Source organism: Sporanaerobacter acetigenes DSM 13106 (assembly GCF_900130025.1).
Taxonomy (GTDB): domain Bacteria; phylum Bacillota; class Clostridia; order Tissierellales; family Sporanaerobacteraceae; genus Sporanaerobacter; species Sporanaerobacter acetigenes.
This window is the reverse complement of sequence record NZ_FQXR01000005.1, coordinates 236,825-258,982: the sequence shown is the minus strand read 5'-3', so window position 1 is coordinate 258,982 and position 22,158 is coordinate 236,825. Positions and strand designations below refer to the sequence as shown.

21 protein-coding genes and 1 pseudogene are annotated in these 22,158 nt (G+C 30.3%); 2 read left to right on the top strand and 20 right to left on the bottom strand.

What is annotated here, in order from left to right; all coding sequences use genetic code 11:
• Positions 1–5: 5 nt before the first annotated feature.
• The 4 genes from BUA21_RS06790 to BUA21_RS06775 form a co-directional block, all read right to left on the bottom strand.
• Entirely contained in the window at positions 6–1,037 is a 1,032-nt protein-coding gene (locus tag BUA21_RS06790; protein WP_072744049.1) for a class I SAM-dependent methyltransferase, read from the bottom strand.
• A gap of 239 nt (positions 1,038–1,276) precedes the next feature.
• Positions 1,277–2,077 carry an ABC transporter permease gene (locus BUA21_RS06785; protein ID WP_072744048.1) on the bottom strand — a complete coding sequence of 267 codons (801 nt, stop codon included), beginning with the start codon at positions 2,075–2,077 and terminating at the stop codon, positions 1,277–1,279.
• A 2-nt stretch (positions 2,078–2,079) separates the two neighbouring features.
• Positions 2,080–2,883 carry an ABC transporter permease gene (locus BUA21_RS06780; RefSeq protein WP_072744047.1) on the bottom strand — a complete coding sequence of 268 codons (804 nt, stop codon included), beginning with the start codon at positions 2,881–2,883 and terminating at the stop codon, positions 2,080–2,082.
• Positions 2,880–3,860 carry an ABC transporter ATP-binding protein gene (locus BUA21_RS06775; protein ID WP_072744046.1) on the bottom strand — a complete coding sequence of 327 codons (981 nt, stop codon included), beginning with the start codon at positions 3,858–3,860 and terminating at the stop codon, positions 2,880–2,882. Before BUA21_RS06775 ends, BUA21_RS06780 begins: the two co-directional genes overlap by 4 nt.
• 440 nt (positions 3,861–4,300) lie before the next feature.
• Here BUA21_RS06775 and abc-f point away from each other — a divergent pair, with 440 nt between their 5' ends.
• Complete coding sequence (abc-f, locus tag BUA21_RS06770) at positions 4,301–6,184, top strand: ribosomal protection-like ABC-F family protein (RefSeq protein ID WP_072744045.1); 1,884 nt, start codon at positions 4,301–4,303, stop codon at positions 6,182–6,184.
• An 87-nt stretch (positions 6,185–6,271) separates the two neighbouring features.
• Here the strand turns inward: abc-f and BUA21_RS06765 are convergent, their stop codons facing one another.
• The 6 genes from BUA21_RS06765 to BUA21_RS14695 form a co-directional block, all read right to left on the bottom strand.
• A complete protein-coding gene (locus BUA21_RS06765; RefSeq protein ID WP_199229010.1) occupies positions 6,272–7,408 on the bottom strand; it encodes a DHHW family protein in 1,137 nt (378 codons plus the stop codon).
• A gap of 19 nt (positions 7,409–7,427) precedes the next feature.
• Complete coding sequence (locus BUA21_RS06760; protein ID WP_268801895.1) at positions 7,428–8,684, bottom strand: MBOAT family O-acyltransferase; 1,257 nt, start codon at positions 8,682–8,684, stop codon at positions 7,428–7,430.
• 186 nt (positions 8,685–8,870) lie between these two features.
• Positions 8,871–9,356, bottom strand: coding sequence for a DUF4358 domain-containing protein (locus tag BUA21_RS06755; RefSeq protein ID WP_072744043.1), 486 nt, complete (start codon positions 9,354–9,356; stop codon positions 8,871–8,873).
• A 23-nt stretch (positions 9,357–9,379) separates the two neighbouring features.
• Complete coding sequence (locus tag BUA21_RS06750) at positions 9,380–10,267, bottom strand: GDSL-type esterase/lipase family protein (protein WP_072744042.1); 888 nt, start codon at positions 10,265–10,267, stop codon at positions 9,380–9,382.
• 200 nt (positions 10,268–10,467) lie between these two features.
• Positions 10,468–11,475, bottom strand: a complete 1,008-nt coding sequence (locus tag BUA21_RS06745) for a D-alanine--D-alanine ligase family protein (RefSeq protein ID WP_072744041.1) — start codon at positions 11,473–11,475, stop codon at positions 10,468–10,470.
• A gap of 215 nt (positions 11,476–11,690) precedes the next feature.
• Complete coding sequence (locus BUA21_RS14695) at positions 11,691–11,852, bottom strand: hypothetical protein (RefSeq protein WP_159429092.1); 162 nt, start codon at positions 11,850–11,852, stop codon at positions 11,691–11,693.
• On the opposite strand from BUA21_RS14695, the gene BUA21_RS06735 reads away from it, so the two are divergent.
• Entirely contained in the window at positions 11,814–12,554 is a 741-nt protein-coding gene (locus BUA21_RS06735; RefSeq protein ID WP_327198039.1) for an ATP-binding protein, read from the top strand. The two genes, BUA21_RS14695 and BUA21_RS06735, sit on opposite strands and share 39 nt — an antisense overlap.
• Here the strand turns inward: BUA21_RS06735 and BUA21_RS06730 are convergent, their stop codons facing one another.
• From BUA21_RS06730 to pyrB, 10 genes and pseudogenes are all read right to left on the bottom strand, one after another.
• Entirely contained in the window at positions 12,555–13,670 is a 1,116-nt protein-coding gene (locus BUA21_RS06730; protein ID WP_072744038.1) for a GerAB/ArcD/ProY family transporter, read from the bottom strand.
• 1 nt (position 13,671) lies between these two features.
• Positions 13,672–14,931, bottom strand: coding sequence for a Ger(x)C family spore germination protein (locus BUA21_RS06725; protein WP_072744037.1), 1,260 nt, complete (start codon positions 14,929–14,931; stop codon positions 13,672–13,674).
• 4 nt (positions 14,932–14,935) lie between these two features.
• Positions 14,936–16,377: pseudogene (locus tag BUA21_RS06720) on the bottom strand (spore germination protein).
• 78 nt (positions 16,378–16,455) lie between these two features.
• Positions 16,456–17,016 (bottom strand): orotate phosphoribosyltransferase, encoded by a 561-nt coding sequence (pyrE, locus tag BUA21_RS06710; RefSeq protein ID WP_072744034.1) that lies wholly within the window; start codon positions 17,014–17,016, stop codon positions 16,456–16,458.
• Positions 17,016–17,924 carry a dihydroorotate dehydrogenase gene (locus BUA21_RS06705; protein WP_072744033.1) on the bottom strand — a complete coding sequence of 303 codons (909 nt, stop codon included), beginning with the start codon at positions 17,922–17,924 and terminating at the stop codon, positions 17,016–17,018. The genes pyrE and BUA21_RS06705 overlap by 1 nt, the downstream gene beginning before the upstream one ends.
• Positions 17,917–18,651 (bottom strand): dihydroorotate dehydrogenase electron transfer subunit, encoded by a 735-nt coding sequence (locus BUA21_RS06700; protein ID WP_072744032.1) that lies wholly within the window; start codon positions 18,649–18,651, stop codon positions 17,917–17,919. Before BUA21_RS06700 ends, BUA21_RS06705 begins: the two co-directional genes overlap by 8 nt.
• Positions 18,632–19,501: an orotidine-5'-phosphate decarboxylase gene (gene pyrF, locus BUA21_RS06695; RefSeq protein WP_072744031.1), complete on the bottom strand. Its 870-nt coding sequence runs from the start codon at positions 19,499–19,501 to the stop codon at positions 18,632–18,634. The genes BUA21_RS06700 and pyrF overlap by 20 nt, the downstream gene beginning before the upstream one ends.
• Positions 19,488–20,690, bottom strand: coding sequence for a dihydroorotase (locus BUA21_RS06690; protein ID WP_072744030.1), 1,203 nt, complete (start codon positions 20,688–20,690; stop codon positions 19,488–19,490). Before BUA21_RS06690 ends, pyrF begins: the two co-directional genes overlap by 14 nt.
• A gap of 1 nt (position 20,691) precedes the next feature.
• Positions 20,692–21,123, bottom strand: a complete 432-nt coding sequence (locus tag BUA21_RS06685) for an aspartate carbamoyltransferase regulatory subunit (RefSeq protein ID WP_072744029.1) — start codon at positions 21,121–21,123, stop codon at positions 20,692–20,694.
• On the bottom strand, positions 21,124–22,044 hold the full coding sequence (pyrB, locus tag BUA21_RS06680) for an aspartate carbamoyltransferase (protein ID WP_072744028.1): 921 nt from the start codon (positions 22,042–22,044) through the stop codon (positions 21,124–21,126).
• Between the last annotated feature and the right edge of the window lie 114 nt (positions 22,045–22,158).

Here is a 22,158-nt window from a genome sequence, read left to right as displayed (position 1 = left end):
ATCTTTTACTTTATTGCAGTAATCATCGGATCCATATCTATTGGTGCTTTCAATTCTATAGCTACCTTGGTTGCTCTTTTAATTAATTCATCAATAGAATCTAAATCTTTTGGTCTCTCTTCATCTGTAAATTGCTCAAAAAGTTTAAATGCTGCAAATCTTCCACTATAGGAAGGTAGAATTTCTTTAAATCCTATCTCCTTTAGCCAAGATACAAATGTTTTCCCTGATGGATGAATTGTTTTACAAACCTGAACATTAACAATTTTAGATTCTATCTCTTCTAAAAATGGTATTGTTACTTGTTTAAAAGAAACATCATTATCTAATGACAATATTTTAGTTAATTCTTCTTCCGACATTTCAATTGTCAATCCATATTGTAGAACATATTCATCCTCTATATTTCTATCAAATAATATTAATTTACAAGATCTATCATCTAATTCTGCAATCCATAAATCATTTTCCTGTCCATTTTTATAGGCATTTAATGCTTCATAATGAATTCTTAAACGTCCTCCTGGTTTTAAAATACGGTACAGTTCTTCTATAGTTTTCTTTGGATTTGGAGTCTGTTCGATTGATGATGCAGCCATTATACCATCAAAAGTATTGTCTTCAAATGGCATCTTTGTATCAGCTTCATAATTTATAAATCTCGCATTTTTAATTCCCATTCTTTCAGCATTTTGTGTACATATATCTACTCGTTTCAATGATGCATCCAATCCAATAACTTCTTTAGCATAAGGAGCAACTATCAACGAGGGCCAACCATCTCCTGGTCCAAAGTCCAATAGTTTTTTACCTTCTCCATATGTTGAATATAGAAAATCAAAAAGAGCTCCCCTATCAGTCCAATGAAATGTTTTTGTTGAATCAAATGGTTGATATATTATAGGTAAACTAAAATCTGATTGAGATTCCATTTCATTATAGATAAACTCTTCAGAAGTGCAGAGTTTAGGTGACAATTTTTCTTCTATCCAATTAAATACATTAACTTCTAAATCATATTGTTTTTCCATTGCCATTATTTAATACCTCCATTTATTTATAATAATTGTCTTGTATTCATGAAAGATATTTCTGGCCAATGGATAAAGATACTCTTATTTAAACTAACTTTCCTCCAGTGGTTAGAAATTCCTTCATATTATTTATCTTTCTCATAACTCCCACTCCCTTCATGGAATATTTTTATATTAATTACTTCTAAATAACATATTCTATACTTATGTAAAAATTCCTTTATTTTATAATACTATTTTCACTAACTCCCTGTTGATTTATAATGTTTTACTCCAAACTTCCATATTTCAAGACTAATTAAGAAAAATATTAGCCCTGCAATAGGAGAAATCCATTGAAACCATATTGGTGATTTTAAGGGATCTGATTTCTCGAGTATTGCCATAGCAGGAAAATAGTTTATACACCCAAGAGGAATTATAAATATGAATATTTTTCTAAACCAAGATTTATATATAGATAATGGATATTGAGCTGTTTCAACTCCTCCATATGTAAAAGAGTTGACAATTTCTAAACTCTGTATAGACCAAAAGGATAGTGTAGCTTGAAGTACAATAAGAGCTGAAAACAAGAAACTTCCACCTACTATTGAAAATATCAAAAGTATTACTTTGCCAAAAGTCCATCTTATATTTAATTTATAAGCCGCCCAAAGTAAAACTATAAGTCCTTGAGCAAACCTCCCAACTCTCATTATTTGAAAATCATGACCTAATACCTGTAAAACTGTACTCCTAGGTCTTGTAAGTATTCTATCAAAATCCCCGTTTCTGACCAATGTAGAAAAAGTATCAAAGCCTCTCATCCAAGCTTCGGTTATTGCAAAAGCAATATGTACCATCCCATAAAATAGAGCTGCTTCTGCAAAACTAAATCCTTTCAAAGTTCCAAATCTTTCAAAAAGTACCCATATACCTAAAAAATCTATAAAAGTTATCAAAAAATGTCCTATACTCATCATTATAAAAGATGCTCTATATTGTAGTTGACTCTGAATACATAAAGACAAATATCTAAAATAAAGTCTAATGCCACTCATTATTATCCCCCCTGTACTACAATTTTCTTTAATTTTTTGTTTAGCAGCCATTGGCCAAAACTATACAATATAATGACCCAAACTATTTGAAAAACAAAATATTTAGGAAGTTGATTAAAAGGTATGTCCCCAATATAAAATCTTGATGGTATATCAACTAAACCACTAAAGGGCAAAATTCTTAAAATATTTTTAAGCCAATCTGGAAAAAGAGGAAGAGGAACTATATGTCCTGAAGAAAAAGTCACGATAGCTGATAAAAGCCTAACAATTCCATCACCAGATATAGACCATAGAGTACATATATTTATAATATTAGTTATAGTACAAGAAAGCATAAGAGCTCCAAAAAGACTAACTATCCACCCTATTAGAGCTCCCAATGTAGGGGGAAACATCATTCCATAATTCTCTGGCAACAAAAACAAGGCTATTACAAATATAGGTATCGCACGAAGAATAGTAGGAGCAGTTCTTAAAGCAAAAGCTCTGCAAAACCATTGGTTATATAAATTAATAGGTCTTAAAAGTTCATAGCTAACATTCCCAGTCCGAATCAAGTTTTGTATCTCACCGTCTCCATTCCAAGGCACCATGTTAAACATTGCCTGTCCCAACCATATATATGTTATAGCTTGATGATAAGTTAAAGGCATCTTGCTAACAGTTGAACTATAAAAAGCATAGAAAACCATCACTCGAACAATTGCAAAAAAGAATTGAGTAAATATCCCAGCAATAGCAGCCATCCTATATTGAAGGAGCAAAATAAATCTCATTTTAATTATAGATAAATAAGCTCTCATATTTTCAATTCTCCATATAAATTTGCAATTGTTTCTTCTATAGGAGGATTTTCAATGAATATATCTTTTATTTCATAAGTATTTGATATAGTAGAAATTAGATTTGCAGGTGAAATTGTTTGAGGATTAAAATTTATAAATGCTCTATTTCCTTCCCACTTTATAAGATGAGCTCCTTCAACAGAAATGCCAAACTCTCGATTCTCCAATTCAACAATAAGTCTTCGCTCCTTTGATACCATACTCCTCAATTGATTAAGAGAACCATCAGAAAGTATCTTTCCTTTTCCAATAACAATGACTCTACTACACAGTGCTTCAATATCATCCATGTCATGAGTAGTAAGAATGACCGTGACTTTTTTTTCTTGATTCAACTCTTTTATAAATTCTCGTACAACTATCTTTGATACTGCATCAAGACCAATAGTTGGTTCATCTAAAAACAATATCGGTGGGGAATGGAGCAATGATGCTGCCAATTCACATCTCATCTTTTGTCCAAGACTCAATTGTCTAACAGGAGTATTTATAAAACTTCCCAGATTCAACCGTTCTATGAGTTCATCTTTTGTTTTCTCATAATCATTTTGAGGAACTCTGTATATATCTCTCAATAATTCAAAGGAATCTATAACAGGTAAATCCCACCACAATTGAGTCCTCTGACCAAATACTACTCCAATGTTTTCTACATACTGCACCCTTTCTTTCCATGGAACCTTACCTAACACTTGACAATTTCCCGAATCTGGAGTGAGTATTCCACTTAGTATCTTAACTGTCGTGGATTTTCCTGCTCCATTTGGTCCTATATAACCTACTAGCTCTCCTTCTTCAATTTCAAAAGATACCTTATCCAAAGCATTGATAATTTCATATTCCCTATGGAAAACATTTTTGAAGGCATTAGCTATACCAGGACTTCTTTTTGATACCTTGAAAGATTTGCACAAATCTTCGGCCACAATATGCACATGAATCCCTCCTCCCAAACTGAGTTTTAAGTCATACGCAAAATATTATCAAAATTTAATATATAAGTCAATGGGTTATAAAACTCTTGACTAAATAAGCTATATTCAATATAATGAGGTTAAATATCTAATTATGGAGAGATTTATAAAATGAGTACAATACTAAGATGGACTAAATTTGAATCAATTAAAAACGCAATACCAACTGGCTACGGGAGAGGTGCGTCCAAAAATAGATTCAAATTGTTGCAATACCATATTAGTATTGAGGTATAAACAGGTTATATTGTAAAGATTTTTTCATCATAGATATCTATTTCAATCTGTATAAAGACCCAAAGCTAATTATGGCTTTGGGTTTTTTTGTATACTTTTATGGTAATGGGTGGGCATGGGACGTTTGCAACGCCATTAATTAAATAATAGGAGAGGAAGAAATTATGATTGAGTGTAGTGTAAATAATATAACTAAATACTATGGTGCTAATAAAATATTTGAAAATATATCGATTGAATTGAAAACCAACGAACGAATAGGATTGATTGGTCAAAACGGATGCGGAAAAACCACTCTAATGAAAATTTTGATGGGTATGGAAAATTATCAAGAGGGTAATATTAGTTTTAGAAAAGGAGTAAAAGTTGGTTATTTGGATCAAATTTTTAATTGTGAACCAAATACTACGGTTATTGATGTACTTGAAGAAGCCTTTCAAAATATTAAGGATATAAAAAGAGAAATGAAATTTGTAGAAAATCAGATGGAAAAATTAGATGGAAAAGCTTTAGATACAGCTATAAAAAATTATGGATCTCTCATGGAAAAATACGAATTACAAGGGGGATATGAAATTGAAACAAATATCAATAAAGTATGTCAAGGTTTAAAGATAGAAGATAATTATAGAGACATGACCTTTGAACAGTTAAGTGGTGGCGAAAAAACCAGAGTTATGCTGGGAAAGCTCTTGTTAGAACAGCCTGACATTCTTTTGTTAGATGAGCCAACTAATCATTTGGATATTGATTCTATAGAGTGGTTAGAAAACTTTTTGCAAGATTATAAGGGTACTGTTTTAGTAATATCACATGACCGTCGTTTTTTAGATCAAGTAGTAAAAAAAATTGTAGAATTAACTCCTAAATGTACATCTGTATACGATGGAAGTTATAGTTATTATGTAATAGAGAAGGAAAGACGATTTCTATTAGAATATACGGTCTATGAAAATAATCAAAAGAAAATAGAAAAAATGGAAAGTCAAATTCAACGTTATCGTATATGGGGAGCTATGAGAGATAGCGAAAAAATGTACAAACGTGCCAAAGAACTTGAAAAACGTTTAGAAAAAGTAGAAGTATTAGATCGACCTGTTTTGGAAAATCGAAAAATTAGATTATCTCCTAAAAATACTAGCCGTTCAGGCAAAATTGTCCTTAAAGTTGATGAATTAAATAAATCTTTTGGAGAGAAAAAATTGTTTACAGATTTATCCTTCACAGTATTTTATCAAGATCATCTCTGTATAATTGGGAAAAACGGCAGTGGAAAAACAACTTTGCTGAAATTGATATTAGGAGAACTTAAACCCGATAATGGAATTGTTTCATTGGGAGCAAGTATTAAGATAGGATATTTACCTCAAAATGTTACCTTTGAAAATGAGAAAATGACTCTATTAGAATATTTTACAGATATGCATACTGTCACTGAAAAAGAAGCAAGGTCTGAATTAGCAAAAATGCTATTTATTAAAGATGATGTGTATAAAAAAATCAGCAATTTATCAGGTGGAGAAAAAAGTCGTCTTAAATTGTGTTCCTTAATTTATGAAAATGTTAATTTCATGATTTTAGATGAGCCAACTAATCATTTAGACATTGATTCAAGAGAAATATTAGAAGAAACATTGCTTAATTTTACAGGAACAATATTATTTGTTTCTCATGACCGATATTTCATACAAAAAATAGCTAACAAAATTATGTTGATAGAAAACTGTAAAGGAAAACTATATCCTATGCCTTATGAAGATTATTTAGAAGAAAGGCAAAAAGAAGTACTAAATAAACCTGTTAAAAAAGAAGTTAAAATGCCTAAAGCAGTTCAAAAGAAAATTCCGAAAAAACCATCTAATGAATATAAATTGGCAAAAGCAGAAAAGGAATTAGAATCGTTAGAAGAAAAATTAAACTTTTTACAAGAACAAATGACTTTAAATAATGCAGATGCAGAACAATTGTACGAACTCTACAAAGAAAAGGAACAACTTGAAAATGAGTTTGAAAAAACATTTCTTATATGGGAAGAGTTGCAAAAATAATATACTGTACCTCCAGAAGCTAATTTTATTAACTTCTGGAGGTACACGTCGTTAAAGATGTTTTTTTCAGCGTCCATCCAATGATTCTTACCAAGAAATTTTTCTTATCGAATCGTCTTCAAAGAAAGTTTTCACATTGAAAAGTATGAGTACATCTCCAATATTTTCTTTTTCTATTAAACTACTCAAATCTTCATCAAAGTATCTAAGGTCCACTACATATATCTGCCCAAAATGATCAGTCAAAAAAGGAATTAAACTGTTGGCATAAGAATCTTTCACAATCAATAGCTTTTTTTCATTTACATTAGAGCTTATCTTTATAAGTGGATGATTTCCCCCTAAAAAAATAGTATATTTATCTTTTTTATTTAAACCACTAAAATCATATAAAGTATCCTCAATTTTTTCTTCATCAAAATATTCCACTTCTAATTCTTTCTTTGTTTTAGGTATATACAATTGAATACTATCAGGACTTAATCGTCTAAATCCACTTTTGGAATATAGGGAACCATAAAATTCACAAGTTGCTTCATTTATATCAAAATATCCTTCATTATGAGGGGTAATACCTACATCCTCACAAAATTTTTCATAAGCATAAAAAGCCCCTTTAGTAGTCCAATGATGGTCAGTTTTATAATAAATATATTCATGATTTTTAGAAAGTAATGTATCATATACATCTACAAAACTTATATTCTTATCAAGAGACTTTTGTACACGTTCTATAAGTGCAAGTTCATCATCTACTGGTGCAAACTTTGGAAGTTTATCCTCTAATATTTTCACTGAATTTGGAACCAACATAAAGTATTTATCCACATTGGGATTAGAAACAGCAAAAGAATTAATTGCATCAATCTTTTTTTCAAATTCTTCCCTTTGAGGTGTCTTAAATTTTTCAAACAAGTATCCATCCTTGCCAAGGTATACTTCATTGTTTTCTACTTTTCCTGCTATCCTTTCACAATCTGATTTAACTCCTATAAAAAAATTTCTAAAAGGGAATTGATCAGAAACATATTTTTCATAGCTTGATGTATAATTTCCTCCAAAAAGCTTTTTCATCGAAAATTCAGGTTTCTCTTCAAGCCTTCTATTTTCCATTTCAGAAAAAATTTTTTTAGGAGTGAAAAAATCGATAAGGCTCATGAAACCAATGAATATAATTAAAGTTCCTCCTATCATATATTTATATAAATCCCTATTTCTTTTCAAAATAAAACCTCTTTTCATACTAAAATCTAAAATATAAAAATGGGTTGTAACTTTCATTTACTAAATATGCTGTACATAAAAACAAGAGTAATAGAATTATTAATGAATAGACTATAGACTCTTTCGTATTTATATCTTCTTTTAATTTGTGTACTCTTTTTTTAAGCAACGGTGTAGAGCAAATTGCAAGAACGACAAAGAGTATCCAATTTGTATATAAATAATAAAGGGCTGTCCCATCATAAACAGGATTTCCTCCAATTCCAAACATGGTTTGGATGAATTTCATACCCTCACTTATATTTTCAAATTCAAAAAATACCCATCCTATTATCACTACTAAAAGTGTATATATGTGGCTAATAAACTTAGGTTTATCTTTTAACCACTTATTTAAATAAGTCTTTTCAATAACTAAAAATACAAAGTAATACAATCCCCATAATATGAAGTTCCAGTTTGCACCGTGCCATAAACCTGTCAGAAACCATACTATAAAGAGATTTCTATACTGTTTCAATCGGCCTAATCTATTTCCACCAAGAGGAATATATACATATTCTTTAAACCAAGTGCCAAGAGAAATATGCCATCTTCTCCAAAATTCCGTTACACTTTTAGATATGTAAGGATAGTCAAAGTTCTTCATGAAATTGAATCCAAACATTTTACCTAACCCTATAGCCATATCTGAATAACCACTAAAATCAAAATATATCTGAAATGTAAAAGCTATTATGCCAAGCCATGCAGATAAAATTGAAACATTCTCTATGGGAATTGCTTTTACACTTTTCCAAAGTGCTCCTATACTATTGGCCAAAAGAACTTTTTTAGATAATCCTATAACAAATAGTTCCGCTCCTTCTCCAAACAATCCTAAGCTTTCTTTTCTATTGTCAATTTCCCAAGCTACATCGCTGTATCTAACTATAGGACCTGCCACAAGTTGTGGAAACATAGTCACATATGTGCCAAAAGAAATAATGTTTTTTTGAACAGGAACTTTGTCCAAATATACATCTATGGTATATGATAATGTTTGAAATGTATAAAAAGATATCCCTAGTGGAAGGGGCAAATCTAATGTCTTTAAATTCAAGCTAAAAAAATTATTTATATTTGTAATTATGAATCCATAATATTTGAAGAAACAAAGTATTCCTAAATTTACGACTAAAGAATTTATTAAAACTAAATTTGTAATTTTTTTATTATCTCTATATTTATCCATAAATAGACCATTAAAATAATCAAAAAAAGTAGAAAACAACATTATAAGTATATATATAGGCTCTCCCCAAGCATAAAATATTAAACTTACTATAAAAAGAACAAGGTTTCTTATGGGTCTAGGACTTATATAATATATAAGTAAAGTTATAGGTAAAAATACAAATAAAAATATTAAGCTGCTAAAAACCAAACCTTGTCCACCACCTTATAAAAAATAATCTTAGTTTTATTTAAAGGACTCATCAAATATAGATCCTATTTTTTCTGCATCTTCTGATATAACAAACAAAATATACTGTCCATTTGATTTTAATACATGTTTTTCTATTAGATAATATTCATCTGGTAGATAGTCTTTAAAACTATTTGATTGTTCTTCTATTCTATTTGAAATTCTATCTTGTATATCACTTATATCCTTTTCATCTGCTACCTTCAATATCAACATTTCATCTGCTTTGATATTAGTATCTGCAGTATATAGTAGAAAATCTTCCAACTCATCGCTATGAATATCATATAGCTTTTCCAATTTATGACTATCTACTTTCTTCATATTAGATAAGTCTACAGTTTCACTAACATTTTTCTCAATTTCATCAATAGACGGCTCTTTTTCTGCTTTCTTATCTGAAGAGCATCCTGTCAATAATAAAATCATTGCAAATATAATGCCTGTTGTAGCTAAAATACCTTTACTGAAGTTTTTCATTTCCCATCATTCCTCCCAATATTTTATTGTTTAGTATTATCTATAAGATAATTTAGCCATAATTTATAAAACTTATATTTTAAATGTATTCCATCAGGTTCATATAATTCACTATCGTTTTCTAATAGTGGTACTAGATCTATATAATTGATATTTTCATCTTTGCACATCTGCATTAAGGTTTCATTGAATTTATCTATATTAGCATTGTTAAGTAAAGGCTTTTTTTGTTTTACATTTGGAGAAACTGGTATAACAGATTGAACATAAATATTTGCATCTGGTAATTCATCTTGAATTTTGTGTACAAATTCAGCATAATTTTCTGCAAATTTTTGACCATCTATTCCCATCAATACATCATTCATCCCAAATAATAAATATATATTGGAAGGGTTTGCCTTTTTAATCTTATTTATTTCTTTTTCCCCTTGAACTACTGTAAATCCCAATTTTGCAATAACATTTCTTTCTTCAAGTATTTCATAGAAAGATAAACTATCTGTAATTGAGTCCCCTACAAAGAGATCGTCTTTAAAAATTTCGCTATAACTTTTGTTTTTATCATCTATTTCTATAGGAACAACTTTATCCTCATTGTTAAGCTCTATATCACTATTATCTTTTACTTGTTCTATTTTTTCTTTATTACTTGATTTTTCTTCTTTTATATTATCTTCTTTCATACTATTTTCTTTAGAATACTCAGGTATATTTTCTAGAAATTCTGGTACAGAACAAGCTATATTGTTTTTTTCTATAATAGTAGCTTCCTTCTTATCTTTATTTTGTATTGCTTTTATTGATTGACTTAAAATAAATACAACTCCAGCAATTACAATTAGGGATAATGTAAATCTCTTCTTATTTGGTATGATTTTTTTTCTTCTCTTTCTTCTCCTTTTTGTCATAATATCCCTCCATTATGCACATAAAAAAACTAACATATATATTATAATATATATTTATATATAAAAAGTTACAATATAGTATCAAATAAAATCAATTATAACTAATCTTGTCTATATATGGTATTTATATTTCCACATAAAATATGCACAAAATAGAACAAATCCTTGTGGGTTTCACAAGGATTTGTTCTATTAAATAACTATACACTTTCATCTTCCAATTCATAATGAGATAAATATCTTTTCATGGCACTTTCAACAATTTTCAATATCAGCCCATCATATCCTATTTCACATGCTTCTGCCATCTTACAAATATCACTATGTCCCCTCTTTAATCCTGGCAATGAATTTACTTCAAGAACATAAGGAACCCCATCTTTTAGTCTAAAGTCAACTCTGGCATAATCTCTCATACCCAAAGAATTATAAGCTTTAATAGCCGTTTTCTCTATAAGTTCTTTCGTGTTTTGATCTAATCTTGCTGGCACATGATAGATAGTCTTATCTGCATAATGAGACTTCACCTCAAAACTGTAAAACTTACTTAAATGAGCAGGTATTTTTGAAAAATCTATCTCTAGAATAGGAAGAACAGAAGTATCTTCCCCATTCCCTACAACTCCTACTGTAAATTCTCTTCCTTCTATATACTCCGTAAGCATTATTGGAGGGTTATAAACTCTTAACTCTTTTTGAACTTTAGACTTTAAAGAACTCACATCAAACACTAAACTTCCTTCATCTATACCTCTACTTGAACCCTCATCTTTGGGTTTCACTAAAACAGGAAATTTAAGATTCATATTTTTAAGTTCTTTTATATTATATACATAAGTAAAATCAGGTGTGGAAATATCGGATTGTTTAAATATTTTACATGAATAGATTTTGTTGTAGGCCAATCCATGACCTAAAGGTGATGAACTCGTATAAGGAATTCCTGCATATTCTAATATGGCAGGAAGTTGTGAAATTCTTGATTCTCCTTGAATACCATTACATAAATTAAATACTAAATCAACTTTCTCCCTTCGCAGTTTGCCAACTATATTGTCATCTAGTACTAAATCAATACAATCATATTTTTTAGAAAGTACTTGTTTTAATTCCGCTACAGTTTTTTTCTTTTGTTTGTCTTCTAACAATCCTTCTTCTGTAGGTAAATATTTTGCCCTTGGCTTATCAGTGACAATAGCTACTTTCATTTATACCATCCCCTTTTCCTTTAACTTTAAATATATTTTAAATTTAAAGTAGCTTTCTTCCTGATTGTAAGCTTATATCTATTATATAACTATTGTATTTATTTATCAAAAACAATATGTAATTTATGGATTAAACTGTATATTTGTGAAATGATGAAAAAAAGTAGATAGCAATTGCTATCTACTATAACTAAAATCTCTCTCATTTCCTCTCCTTAAACCTTTTCCATATTCGCCTTGCAACTCCCTGAATAAAATCCATTTTCATTGTGCCATTTTCCCATACTATCAAAATGAACTAACCACTTTTCTGCTTCTTCTTTGAAAATGCTTTTGGCATAGAATATGATGGATTTGATAGAATTATTGATACACATATAAAAAATATAAGACGAAAAATTGAAGATAACCCAAAAAACCCAAAATACATTACAGACATTGCCCATGAACTTCGTACTCCTTTGACTACACTGCGAACTCATGTAGAAGCATTTATAGACGAAGTTTGGGAACCAGATAAAGGACATCTTTTAATACTGCATGAGGAAATAAACCATCTTGAACAACTTATTCAAAATTTAAGAGAAGTATCAAAATTAGAAGAAACTGAACTCATTCTAAATAAATCTTACTTCAACATTTCTAATGAAATACAAAAAATAGTACAATCTTTCATACCACTATTTAAAAAAGATAATTATGAAATTAATTTTAAAATTGAACCTGATATAAGTGTGCTTATGGACAAAGACAAATATAGACAAATAATGTACAATTTAATCTCAAATGCTCACAATTTTTTAAATAAAAATGGTAAAATTTCTGTAGATTTAAGCAAACAAGCAAATAATATAATTATCCATATAGAAGATAACGGTATTGGGATAAGTAAAAACGACCTTCCCCACATCTTTGAAAGATATTTTAGAAGTAAAACTTCTATAAATAAACAAACTAAAGGATCTGGATTAGGCTTATCTATTGTAAAATCTCTAGTTGAAACTCATAATGGTACTATTAATGTAAAAAGCACTTTAGGTAAGGGAACAATATTTACAATTGTATTTCGACTAGAATAATCATTTCATGTTTACTTCTTTTAACTTTTTTCTTCTAATAAAATAAACCAGAAGTGCAATAGAAGGTGTAATGACAACTGAAATCAGTGTAATTATTAAGAGAATTTTTTGAAATGGGTCTTTTGTTCCCACTACAGAACTTCTATTCTTATATATTATAGAAATAATAGCTATTACTATTGTCATAGGGATTATATATTTTTTATTGTCTTTTTTGTTTAATATTTGTGCTAAAGACACTGTTGAGAAATATAAATATCCACTTATTTTCCCAACATTTGCAGTAATCCATGAAACTACATAAATTGATTCTACTCTCTGTATAAAGTTAAATACATTTATCAATCTTGCAAATGTAAAAAATGGAAAGTTAGAATGCTTTGTTTGTTCTATTCCTAAAGCAGCTTGACTTATGATAAGTACAAAATTAGACATAAATACACTATAAAATAAGCTCTTCATAAAAATATTATTTAGTTCTTCCCTTTTTTCTAAATTTGGAACAATCATAGCAAGAATAAGTATGTCTGCAAATTTCATCGCAATTTCTATAGCACCTTTATTTAATTCTCTAAAACTTGAATCTTTTAGTATGGGCAAAAATACTTTAAAATCCAAATTTTTTATACCCAATATAGGAAAAATAAATATAACTGCTAGTATAAAAGGTACAAATATTTCTGCTCCTCTAGCTATTGGTTCTAGCCCCTTATAAGAAACATAAGAGCAAGTTATCAGCATAATTGATATGGTGACAATCGTAGGCATACTTGAAAACATAGTTGAACTAAGTATTTCTGTAAGTACAGAAACATTTGCAATAGAAAAACTTAATAATACTAATGTATAAATTAGTCCTATAATTTTCCCCAAATATTTCCCAAATATTATTTCCATATATTCAATCAATGTATAGTCATTAAATCTATTAGATAAAAAAAGTATAGGAAAACAAAACAATATGGTATAGGGAATTGATAGAAATACTACTATCCAAGTATCTTGATTTCCTGGTGGAATATTAGCTGCTGGCAAAAATGAAAAAGCAATTACTAATCTGTATATTATTATCAATAATATAACTTGATATGATGAAATTTTCTCTGATTTATTCATACTATTCTCCTTTTACCTTATTGGAAGGTGTATTCACAAGGCCAGTTCTTATTATTTCTGTATTTACATCTACTTTAAACTCTGCTTCTGAAAACATATCATTCCAATTATCTTTTATCTTTTCCCATTCTTTTGGGTATTTGATATGAAATAATGTCCCATATCCAAATATATCTACCTTATATTCTTTTTGTGCCTTTAAAATTGCCTTTTCAATTTGTCTCTTTATTTCTTTTGAACAAGCTTCTTCTATTGCATCCGCAACTTTCTCTTGAGATGTATCTATATTACCTAATTCTTCACCAATCGTTCCTCTAATCTTAACATTTGTTTTCAATACTATTTTCCCATCTTGTATTTCCACTTCGTTCTTCGTCTTACTTTTTATTATTTCAACCACAGTATATTCTTTTATTTGTGAATCTTTATTATCAATTGTACCTCCTGCTTTAGGCGTAGGAACTGAAATCGAGTCTATGTCCAGTGAAACGGTTGAAAATTCTATCGTTGCATTATCTACTTTGTCTCTAACAAAGTTATATCCTCTAGTCTCTTCTCCATTTAAATATCCAACAAGTTTTTCTCTATTAAACATTGCTGATCCTTCCACTGAAATTTCATATTTATCTTTATTTTTCAATTCCATATCTTTTTCATGTTTTTTTTCCTTTTTTTCAACTATTCCGAGGACTGGCTGTATCCCAGCATCATAATAATTTCTAAAGTACTCTGATATATTAACAGCTATTGCTTTAGAAGTGTTTTCGCTATTTTTCATCATGTCTCCAATATATATTCCCTGTAAATCTTCTGCCCCTGAAGAAATTCCCATTACCTCATAAGCCTTGCTTCCTTTGCTTACCAACAAGTATGCAGTTTCTCTACACTCATGATCTCTTTGTAAAAAATCCATATAATCTGTCAATCCTTTTTTGGCAAACTCCTCGCCAAAAACATATACTTGATCGTGAGACAAATATATTCTTCGATCAAATTTTAAGCTTGCATTTCTAGCAGCTTCAAATATAGTCTTACCCCTAGCCTGAATATATTTTGCATTTTCAGGACCACTCGGGCTTGAAGACTTTGAAGAAGGATTTAGCTTAATCACTTCAAAAGTAGCTACTATTTCATCGTTTTCTATATCAAGTCCAGTTGCTGTAACTATTCCAAGGGTATCTAGTTCATTGGCACCCCAACATCCTGAAAAAATTGGTATCCAAAATATACTTAAGATAAGTAATGCTAAGTTTTTTTTCATGCTCTCACTTCTTTCTAGTATTTCTATGTCTTACCATGTTTGTTTTTTCTATAGCCTTAGGTCTAAATATAAAAGACCATAATGGAAAACGAATAACAAAATCTTTAAGTCCCGTCTTGTCTATTGGAGAGATGGGATAGCCATAAGATACACCAAAAGAATTCAAAGATAAACCCTGTACAATCAATGCAACTAATCCGCAAGTAACCCCATACAATCCTGCGAATGCTCCTAAAAAAAGTATTATCAATCTATATAAAATAAGTAACTCTGTCAAAGGTGGTACTGTAAATTCTGCAATAGCCGTAACAGCTATAACTATAACCATAGGAGCACTCACAATTCCTGCTTGAACTGCTGCCTGCCCCAATACTAAAGCCCCTACTATACTTACCGCTGAACCAACTGCTCTTGGAAGTCTAACTCCCGATTCCTTTATTAGTTCTAACATTATTATCATAAGAAAAGCTTCAATAGCTGCAGGGAAAGGTACGCCTTCCCTAGCTTCTGCCATACTCACTAAAAGAACAGTTGGAATCATTTCTTGATGAAAAGTTTGCAAGGCTACATAAAAACCAGGTAATACTATAGCTAAAAAAAGCGAAAACATTCTTATAGTTCTTAAAAATGATGCAAAATGAGGCCTGATATAGTAGTCTTCACTAGTTTGGATATTTTCTAAAAACAACTTGGGTACAGTCAGAACATGGGGGCTTCCATCACAAAATATAGCCACTCGTCCTTCCAATATTTTTCCTGCAGCCACATCAGGTTTTTGGGTATTTCCTATAGTAGGCAACATAGAAGCTTTATTATCTTCTATATATTGTTCAATATATCCTGATTCTAATATCGCATCTGTATCTATACTATTAATTCTTTTCCTAACTTCATTTAGAACATCTTCATTTACAATTCCATTGATATATGCAATAGAAATTGTGGTATTCGTCTGTTTTCCTACTGTGTAGTCTTCAAATACTAAATTATTTGACTTGATTTTTTTCTAAGCAAATTTCTATTGGAACTTATATCCTCAACAAACCCTTCTTTAGGCCCTCTAACAACTGCTTCCGCTTGGGGTTCTTCTATAGATCTTTTCTCCCAATTCTTTAAATTTGCTAAATAAGCAATGGTCTTACCATTGAAAAATATAGCCACATTCCCATCAGTAATTTTACTTATTACTTCATCTATTTCTCCTGATTCGCTTAAACTAGAAATAGATATTATCTTTTTTATATCCTTGTTCTCTTTGTTATGTATAAGTGGTTTTACAATATCTCTATCTAATAAATTTCTATCAATAAAACCTTCAATATAAAATATAAGTATCTTTGTATTGTCTCCTGCCTCAAATTCATAATGAATTAAATCACTGCTGTTTTGAAAACTATCTAATACAAACTTTTTATTTTCTTCAATTTTTTTCGAAACCAATTCCATCATCCTCTTGATAATAAATCATATTTATCTTTAGTATGATTAATTATCAAAAAAATATAAGTACTCAATATTGAGTACTTATTTTTTCATATTTCTACTGCCTGGTTTTTCATAAGGTATATTAGCTTTACACAGAGGACAGTTTTCTTCATCATAAGTTTCTATTTCTAATTTCACACCACTATATAGGGGAAGTCCTATATCCCCTGTACTTCTATCCACTAAACATGCTATTCCTACTACTTCTCCTCCTAAACTATTTATAACTTCTACAGTTTCAAAAGAAGACTTACCTGTCGTTACTACATCTTCTGCTATAAGAATTTTTTGTCCCTTCTCTATTTGGAAACCTCTTCTTAAAGTCATCTTTCCATCTACTCTTTCTGTAAATATAGAAGGTTTCCCAGTTTGTCTACCTAATTCATATCCTACAACTATCCCACCCATAGCAGGCCCTACAACTATATCAAAATCTATTTCTTTTACCTTTTCTGCTATTGGTTTTATGGCTTCTTCTGCCTTGTCCGGATACTGCAAAAGTTTTGCACATTGAACATATCTATTGCTATGTTTCCCAGATGAGAGCAAAAAATGCCCCTCAAGAAGTGCTCCTGTTTCTTTTAAAATATCTATAAGCATTAGCTTCTCCTCCTTATAATACCTCTTATTTCTTCAAGAGATTTTATTCCTTCATCTTTCATAAACTTCTCTATTCCACTGATAATGTCTAAACATATATCAGGTTTAACAAAATTTCCACTACCTATTTGTACTCCATATGCTCCAGCCATTATAAATTCTATTGCATCTTTGTAATCCATAATACCACCTATTCCTATAACAGGAATATCAACAGCACTACATACTTCATAGACCATCCTTAAAGCAATGGGTTTTATACATGGTCCCGATAGCCCTGCTATAGTATTTTCAAATACAGGTTTTTTCTCATAAATATCTATAGCCATACCACTAAATGTGTTTACAAGAGAAAGCCCATCTGCACCAGCTTCGCAACATCTATAAGCCATATCAACTATATTTTCTGCATTTGGTGAAAGTTTTACAACAAGAGGTTTTTTAGATACTTTCTTTACTTCACTCACTACTTTAAAAGCTACATCTGATTTTATGCCAAAGGCCATTCCACCTTGTTTTACATTTGGACAGGATATATTAAGTTCAAACATTGGTATATTTGTTTTATTTAGTTTTTCTACTGCCATTATGTATTCTTCTATAGTACTTCCACCTACATTAGCTATAATCACAGTATCATGTTTTTCCATGTGAGGTAATTCTTCTTCTATAAATGCATCAACTCCTGGATTTTCTAAACCTATACTATTTAATAGTCCTCCTATAGTTTCATGTATCCTTATTCCACTATTTCCATGTCTTTCATATAAAGTAAGACCTTTTGTACATATACCTCCTAATTTTGATAATGAATAAAATTTTTCATATTCTCTCCCAAATCCAAAGGTTCCTGAAGCTGCAATAACAGGGTTCTTGAACTCCACTCCACAAATTTCAACACTAGTCATTGAAAACAATCTCCTCTCCTTTGAATACTGGACCATCCTTACACACCTTTTTCATTCCTGATGTAGTCAAAATGCTACAACCTAAACAGGCTCCTATACCACAAGCCATTTGTCTTTCCATTGATATATACACAGGTACATTTGCCTTTATACACATGTCTAAAACAATTCTCATCATAGGCAATGGTCCACAGGTATATACGGAAGAATATTTCTCAGGCTTAAAGATTTCAGTGATAAATCCACTATGTCCTTCAAGTCCACTATCAGTAGATATATATAAATTCTCTACATTCTTTTCTATTTTGTCCATATAAAATGATTTTTCACGAAATCCTCCATAAAAATCCGCTTTAGTAGAAAGTTCGTGACATAAATACACCATAGGTGCTATCCCTATACCTCCTACTATAATTCCTACATTTCCTTCAATATCTAGTGGAAAGCCTGTACCCAAAGGCCCTAAAAGTTCTATAGAATCTCCACTTTTAAGCTTTGAAAAAAGTTCTGTACCCTTTCCTTTCACTTCATATAAAAAAGTTATTGTTCCATCTTCAATATTAGATATACTTATGGGTCTTGATAAAAATGGCTCTCTATCCCAAGCTCTCAACATGTAAAATTGTCCTGGTTCACCTTTAAAATTCTCTCCTACTTTCATCTCATATATATTTTCATAGACTTGAGTATTTGAAGAAACAACTCCACTACAGTACTTTGGATCCACTTGAAATGTCCTCCTTCATATTCAATGCAGCTTTTCTAATGTATTCATCAAACTTTTCTATTCCATCTTCATATTTCTTATAAGCTGTGATTATTCCTCTAGAAGAATTCACCACTCCACCATTTCCATTCTTTAAATAATGAGCCACATCAGAACCCTTTCCTCCTTGAGCACCATATCCTGGTATCAAGAAAAACATATTGTCAAGTCTATTTCTTATCTCTTCTGCTTCTTCTAAATGAGTTCCACCTACTACTGCTCCTATAGAACTATATCCACATCTACCCATATATTTTAAAGCAATTTCTTTAAGTTTATCTCCAACATGATTGTATAGTTTTTCATTGCCATTTACATTTAAATATTGAATATCTTTAGCACCACCATTAGAAGTTCTTAAAAGTATAAACAGTCCTTTGTCTTTCTTTTCTACATAGTCAAGATAAGGTATGATACTATCAAAACCCATATAAGGATTTAGCGTAATGATATCGCTCTCAAAATCTCCCTCAAAATGAGCTTTTGCATACATCTGTGCTGTAGAGGAAATATCTCCTCTTTTTATATCTGCTATAACTATAGAACCATTGTTTCTTATATACTCAAGAGTTTTCTTATAGGCACTCATTCCCTTTAATCCATAAGCTTCATAAAATGCAATCTGCACTTTATAGCATGGAACAATGTCAATAGTTGCATCTATTACTCTTTTGTTAAATTCAAATAGTATATCTTCTACTGAAGCATTTCTATCCATCATATTGTCAGGTACATAATCTAAACAAGTATCTAATCCTACGCATACATTCCCTTTGTTTTTTACTTCCCCATACAATCTATCTATTATCAAAACTTATCCCTCCATTATATTTTATTTTACCATTTTTAACAGTAGCTAATATTTCTCCATAGTATTTTCTTTTATGGAAAGGAGTATTTTTGCCTTTAGATACAAATGTATTTTTATCTACTTCTATTTCTTTTTCTAAATCTACCAAAACTAAATCTCCATCATATCCTTTTTCAATTTTCCCTTTATTTACTCCTACAATTTCTCCTGGATTTTTACTCATGAGTTCAGACAATTTTTTTATAGAAATATGGCCATTTTTAGCTAATGTAGTATAGCATACAGAAAAAGCAGTCTCTAAACCCGATATTCCACAAGCTCCTTTTAATTTATCTTCATGACTATGAGGTGCATGGTCTGTAGATATAACATCAACAAATCCTTCTTTTATACCACTAATTAAAGAATTTATATCTTCTATTAACCTTATAGGAGGATTGACCTTATAATCATTGTCATAAAGTGCTATATGATGTGGAGTCACCTCACAAGTAATAGGTAGTCCCTCTTTTTTTGCAGAAATTATTCCCATCATAGCTTCTTTCGTACTCACATGAGCAAAATGAAGCCTTGATTTTGTCTTTCTCACAAGTTCTATATCTCTAAAAGTCATATTGTTTTCAGATTGTCTACTATCTATATTCACTACACTTTCGTCTTCTTCATGAGCAATTAGAATTAAGCCTTTTCCCCTTGCTTTTATCAGTGCATCATACATAATATCTTCTTCTTGCACTCCTTTTCCATCATCAGATAAAAACTTTACACATTTTTCTAATTTGTCTATGTGGTCTAATGACACTCCATCAAAATTTTTTGTTATAGAAACAGTTTGATGAACATCTATCAAATCCAATTCTTTAGATTTATCTAGTACATAATTTACCACATCCATATTACTACAAATAGGATTCGTGTTTGCCATAAGATTGACAAATGTATATCCACCTTTTAGTGCTGCAAGACTTCCAGTATATATGTCTTCTTTATATGTATATCCTGGGTCTCTAAAGTGAACATGCATATCTATGAAGGATGGCAATACTGCCAATCCTTCACAGTTTATAGTATTGCAATCATAATTTAAGTTCGACCCAAAGTCTTCTATTTTTCCATTTAAAATATAAATATCTCCATAAAAATCTTTGTCCCAATCAATTAGTCTGCAACCTTTCATCAGAAGTTCCATTTTAGCCCTCCCAACCATCATAATTGTGGTCACAGTATTCACATTTATATATACCTTTTTCTTCATCTACTAGCACAAATTTATGAACTATATTTCTCTCTATAGAAGTCACACATCTAGGATTTTTGCACTCAATAACATTCTCTATCCTTTTAGGTAAAGATAAATTTATTTTTTCCTTTATTTTTTCATCTTCTATTATAGCTATAGTTATATTTGGATCTATAAATCCCAACATAGTTAAATCTAAATCCATTACATTTTCTATTTTAATTAAATCTTTTTTCCCATATTTTTTGCTAGGTACATTCATGATAAGGGCCACTCTATAGTCAGCCTTATCAAGACCTAAATAATTAAATATTTTAAATCCATATCCTACCTTTATATGATCTATAACTATGCCATTAGCTATACTGTCGATATTTAACATTTATTCCACCCCCAACAATTTTAGTATCAGAGCCATTCTCACATACATGCCAAATTTAACTTGTCTAAAATAACAAGCCCTAGGATCATTATCTACTTCATAGCTAATTTCATTTACTCTCGGCAATGGATGTAGTACAGTCAAATCTTCTTTTGCCAATTTCATTTTTTCATAATCTAAAATATAGCTATCTTTTAGTCTTATATAATCAGCTTCGTTAAAAAACCTTTCTTTTTGTACTCTTGTCATATATAGTATGTCTAAATCACCTATAATATCTTCCAATTTTTCAACTTCTATATATTTTATATTCTTATCGTCTAATACATTTTTTATATAAGGTGGAATTCTAAGCTCCTGAGGAGAAATGAGAATAAATGAATTGTTTTCATATCTTGAAAGTGCTTTTATAAGAGAATGAACTGTTCTTCCAAATTTTAAATCACCACATAGTCCTATGGTTAAATTTGAAAAATTTCCTTTAATATTTTGAATAGTTAAAAGATCTGTCAAAGTTTGAGTTGGATGTTGATGTCCTCCATCTCCTGCATTTATGATAGGAATAGGAGAATACATAGAAGCTAATTTGGGAGCTCCTTCTTTGGGGTGTCTCATAGCTATTATATCTGTATAAGAACCAACAGTTCTTATTGTATCTGCAATGCTTTCACCTTTCATCACTGAACTTGAACCTGGCTCTGAGAAACCAACTACATTGCCTCCAAGTCTTAACATTGCAGATTCAAAACTAAATCTCGTTCTAGTACTTGGTTCATAAAAAAGAGTTGCTAACAATTTTCCATCACAAGAATGCAAATACATATCCGGATTTTCAATTATACTATTAGCTAATGCAAATATTTCATCTAATTCTTCTTTTGTAAAATCTTCTGGTTCAATTAAATGTCTGCCTTTTAACATATTGTTCCCTCCTCTTTCTTTAACCTTATTTTAAAAGGAAAGGGCACAAAAAAACCTTCCACTTAAAGGAAGGCATGACTATTCTGCGCTTTCCTTTCTGACCTCACAGGATCA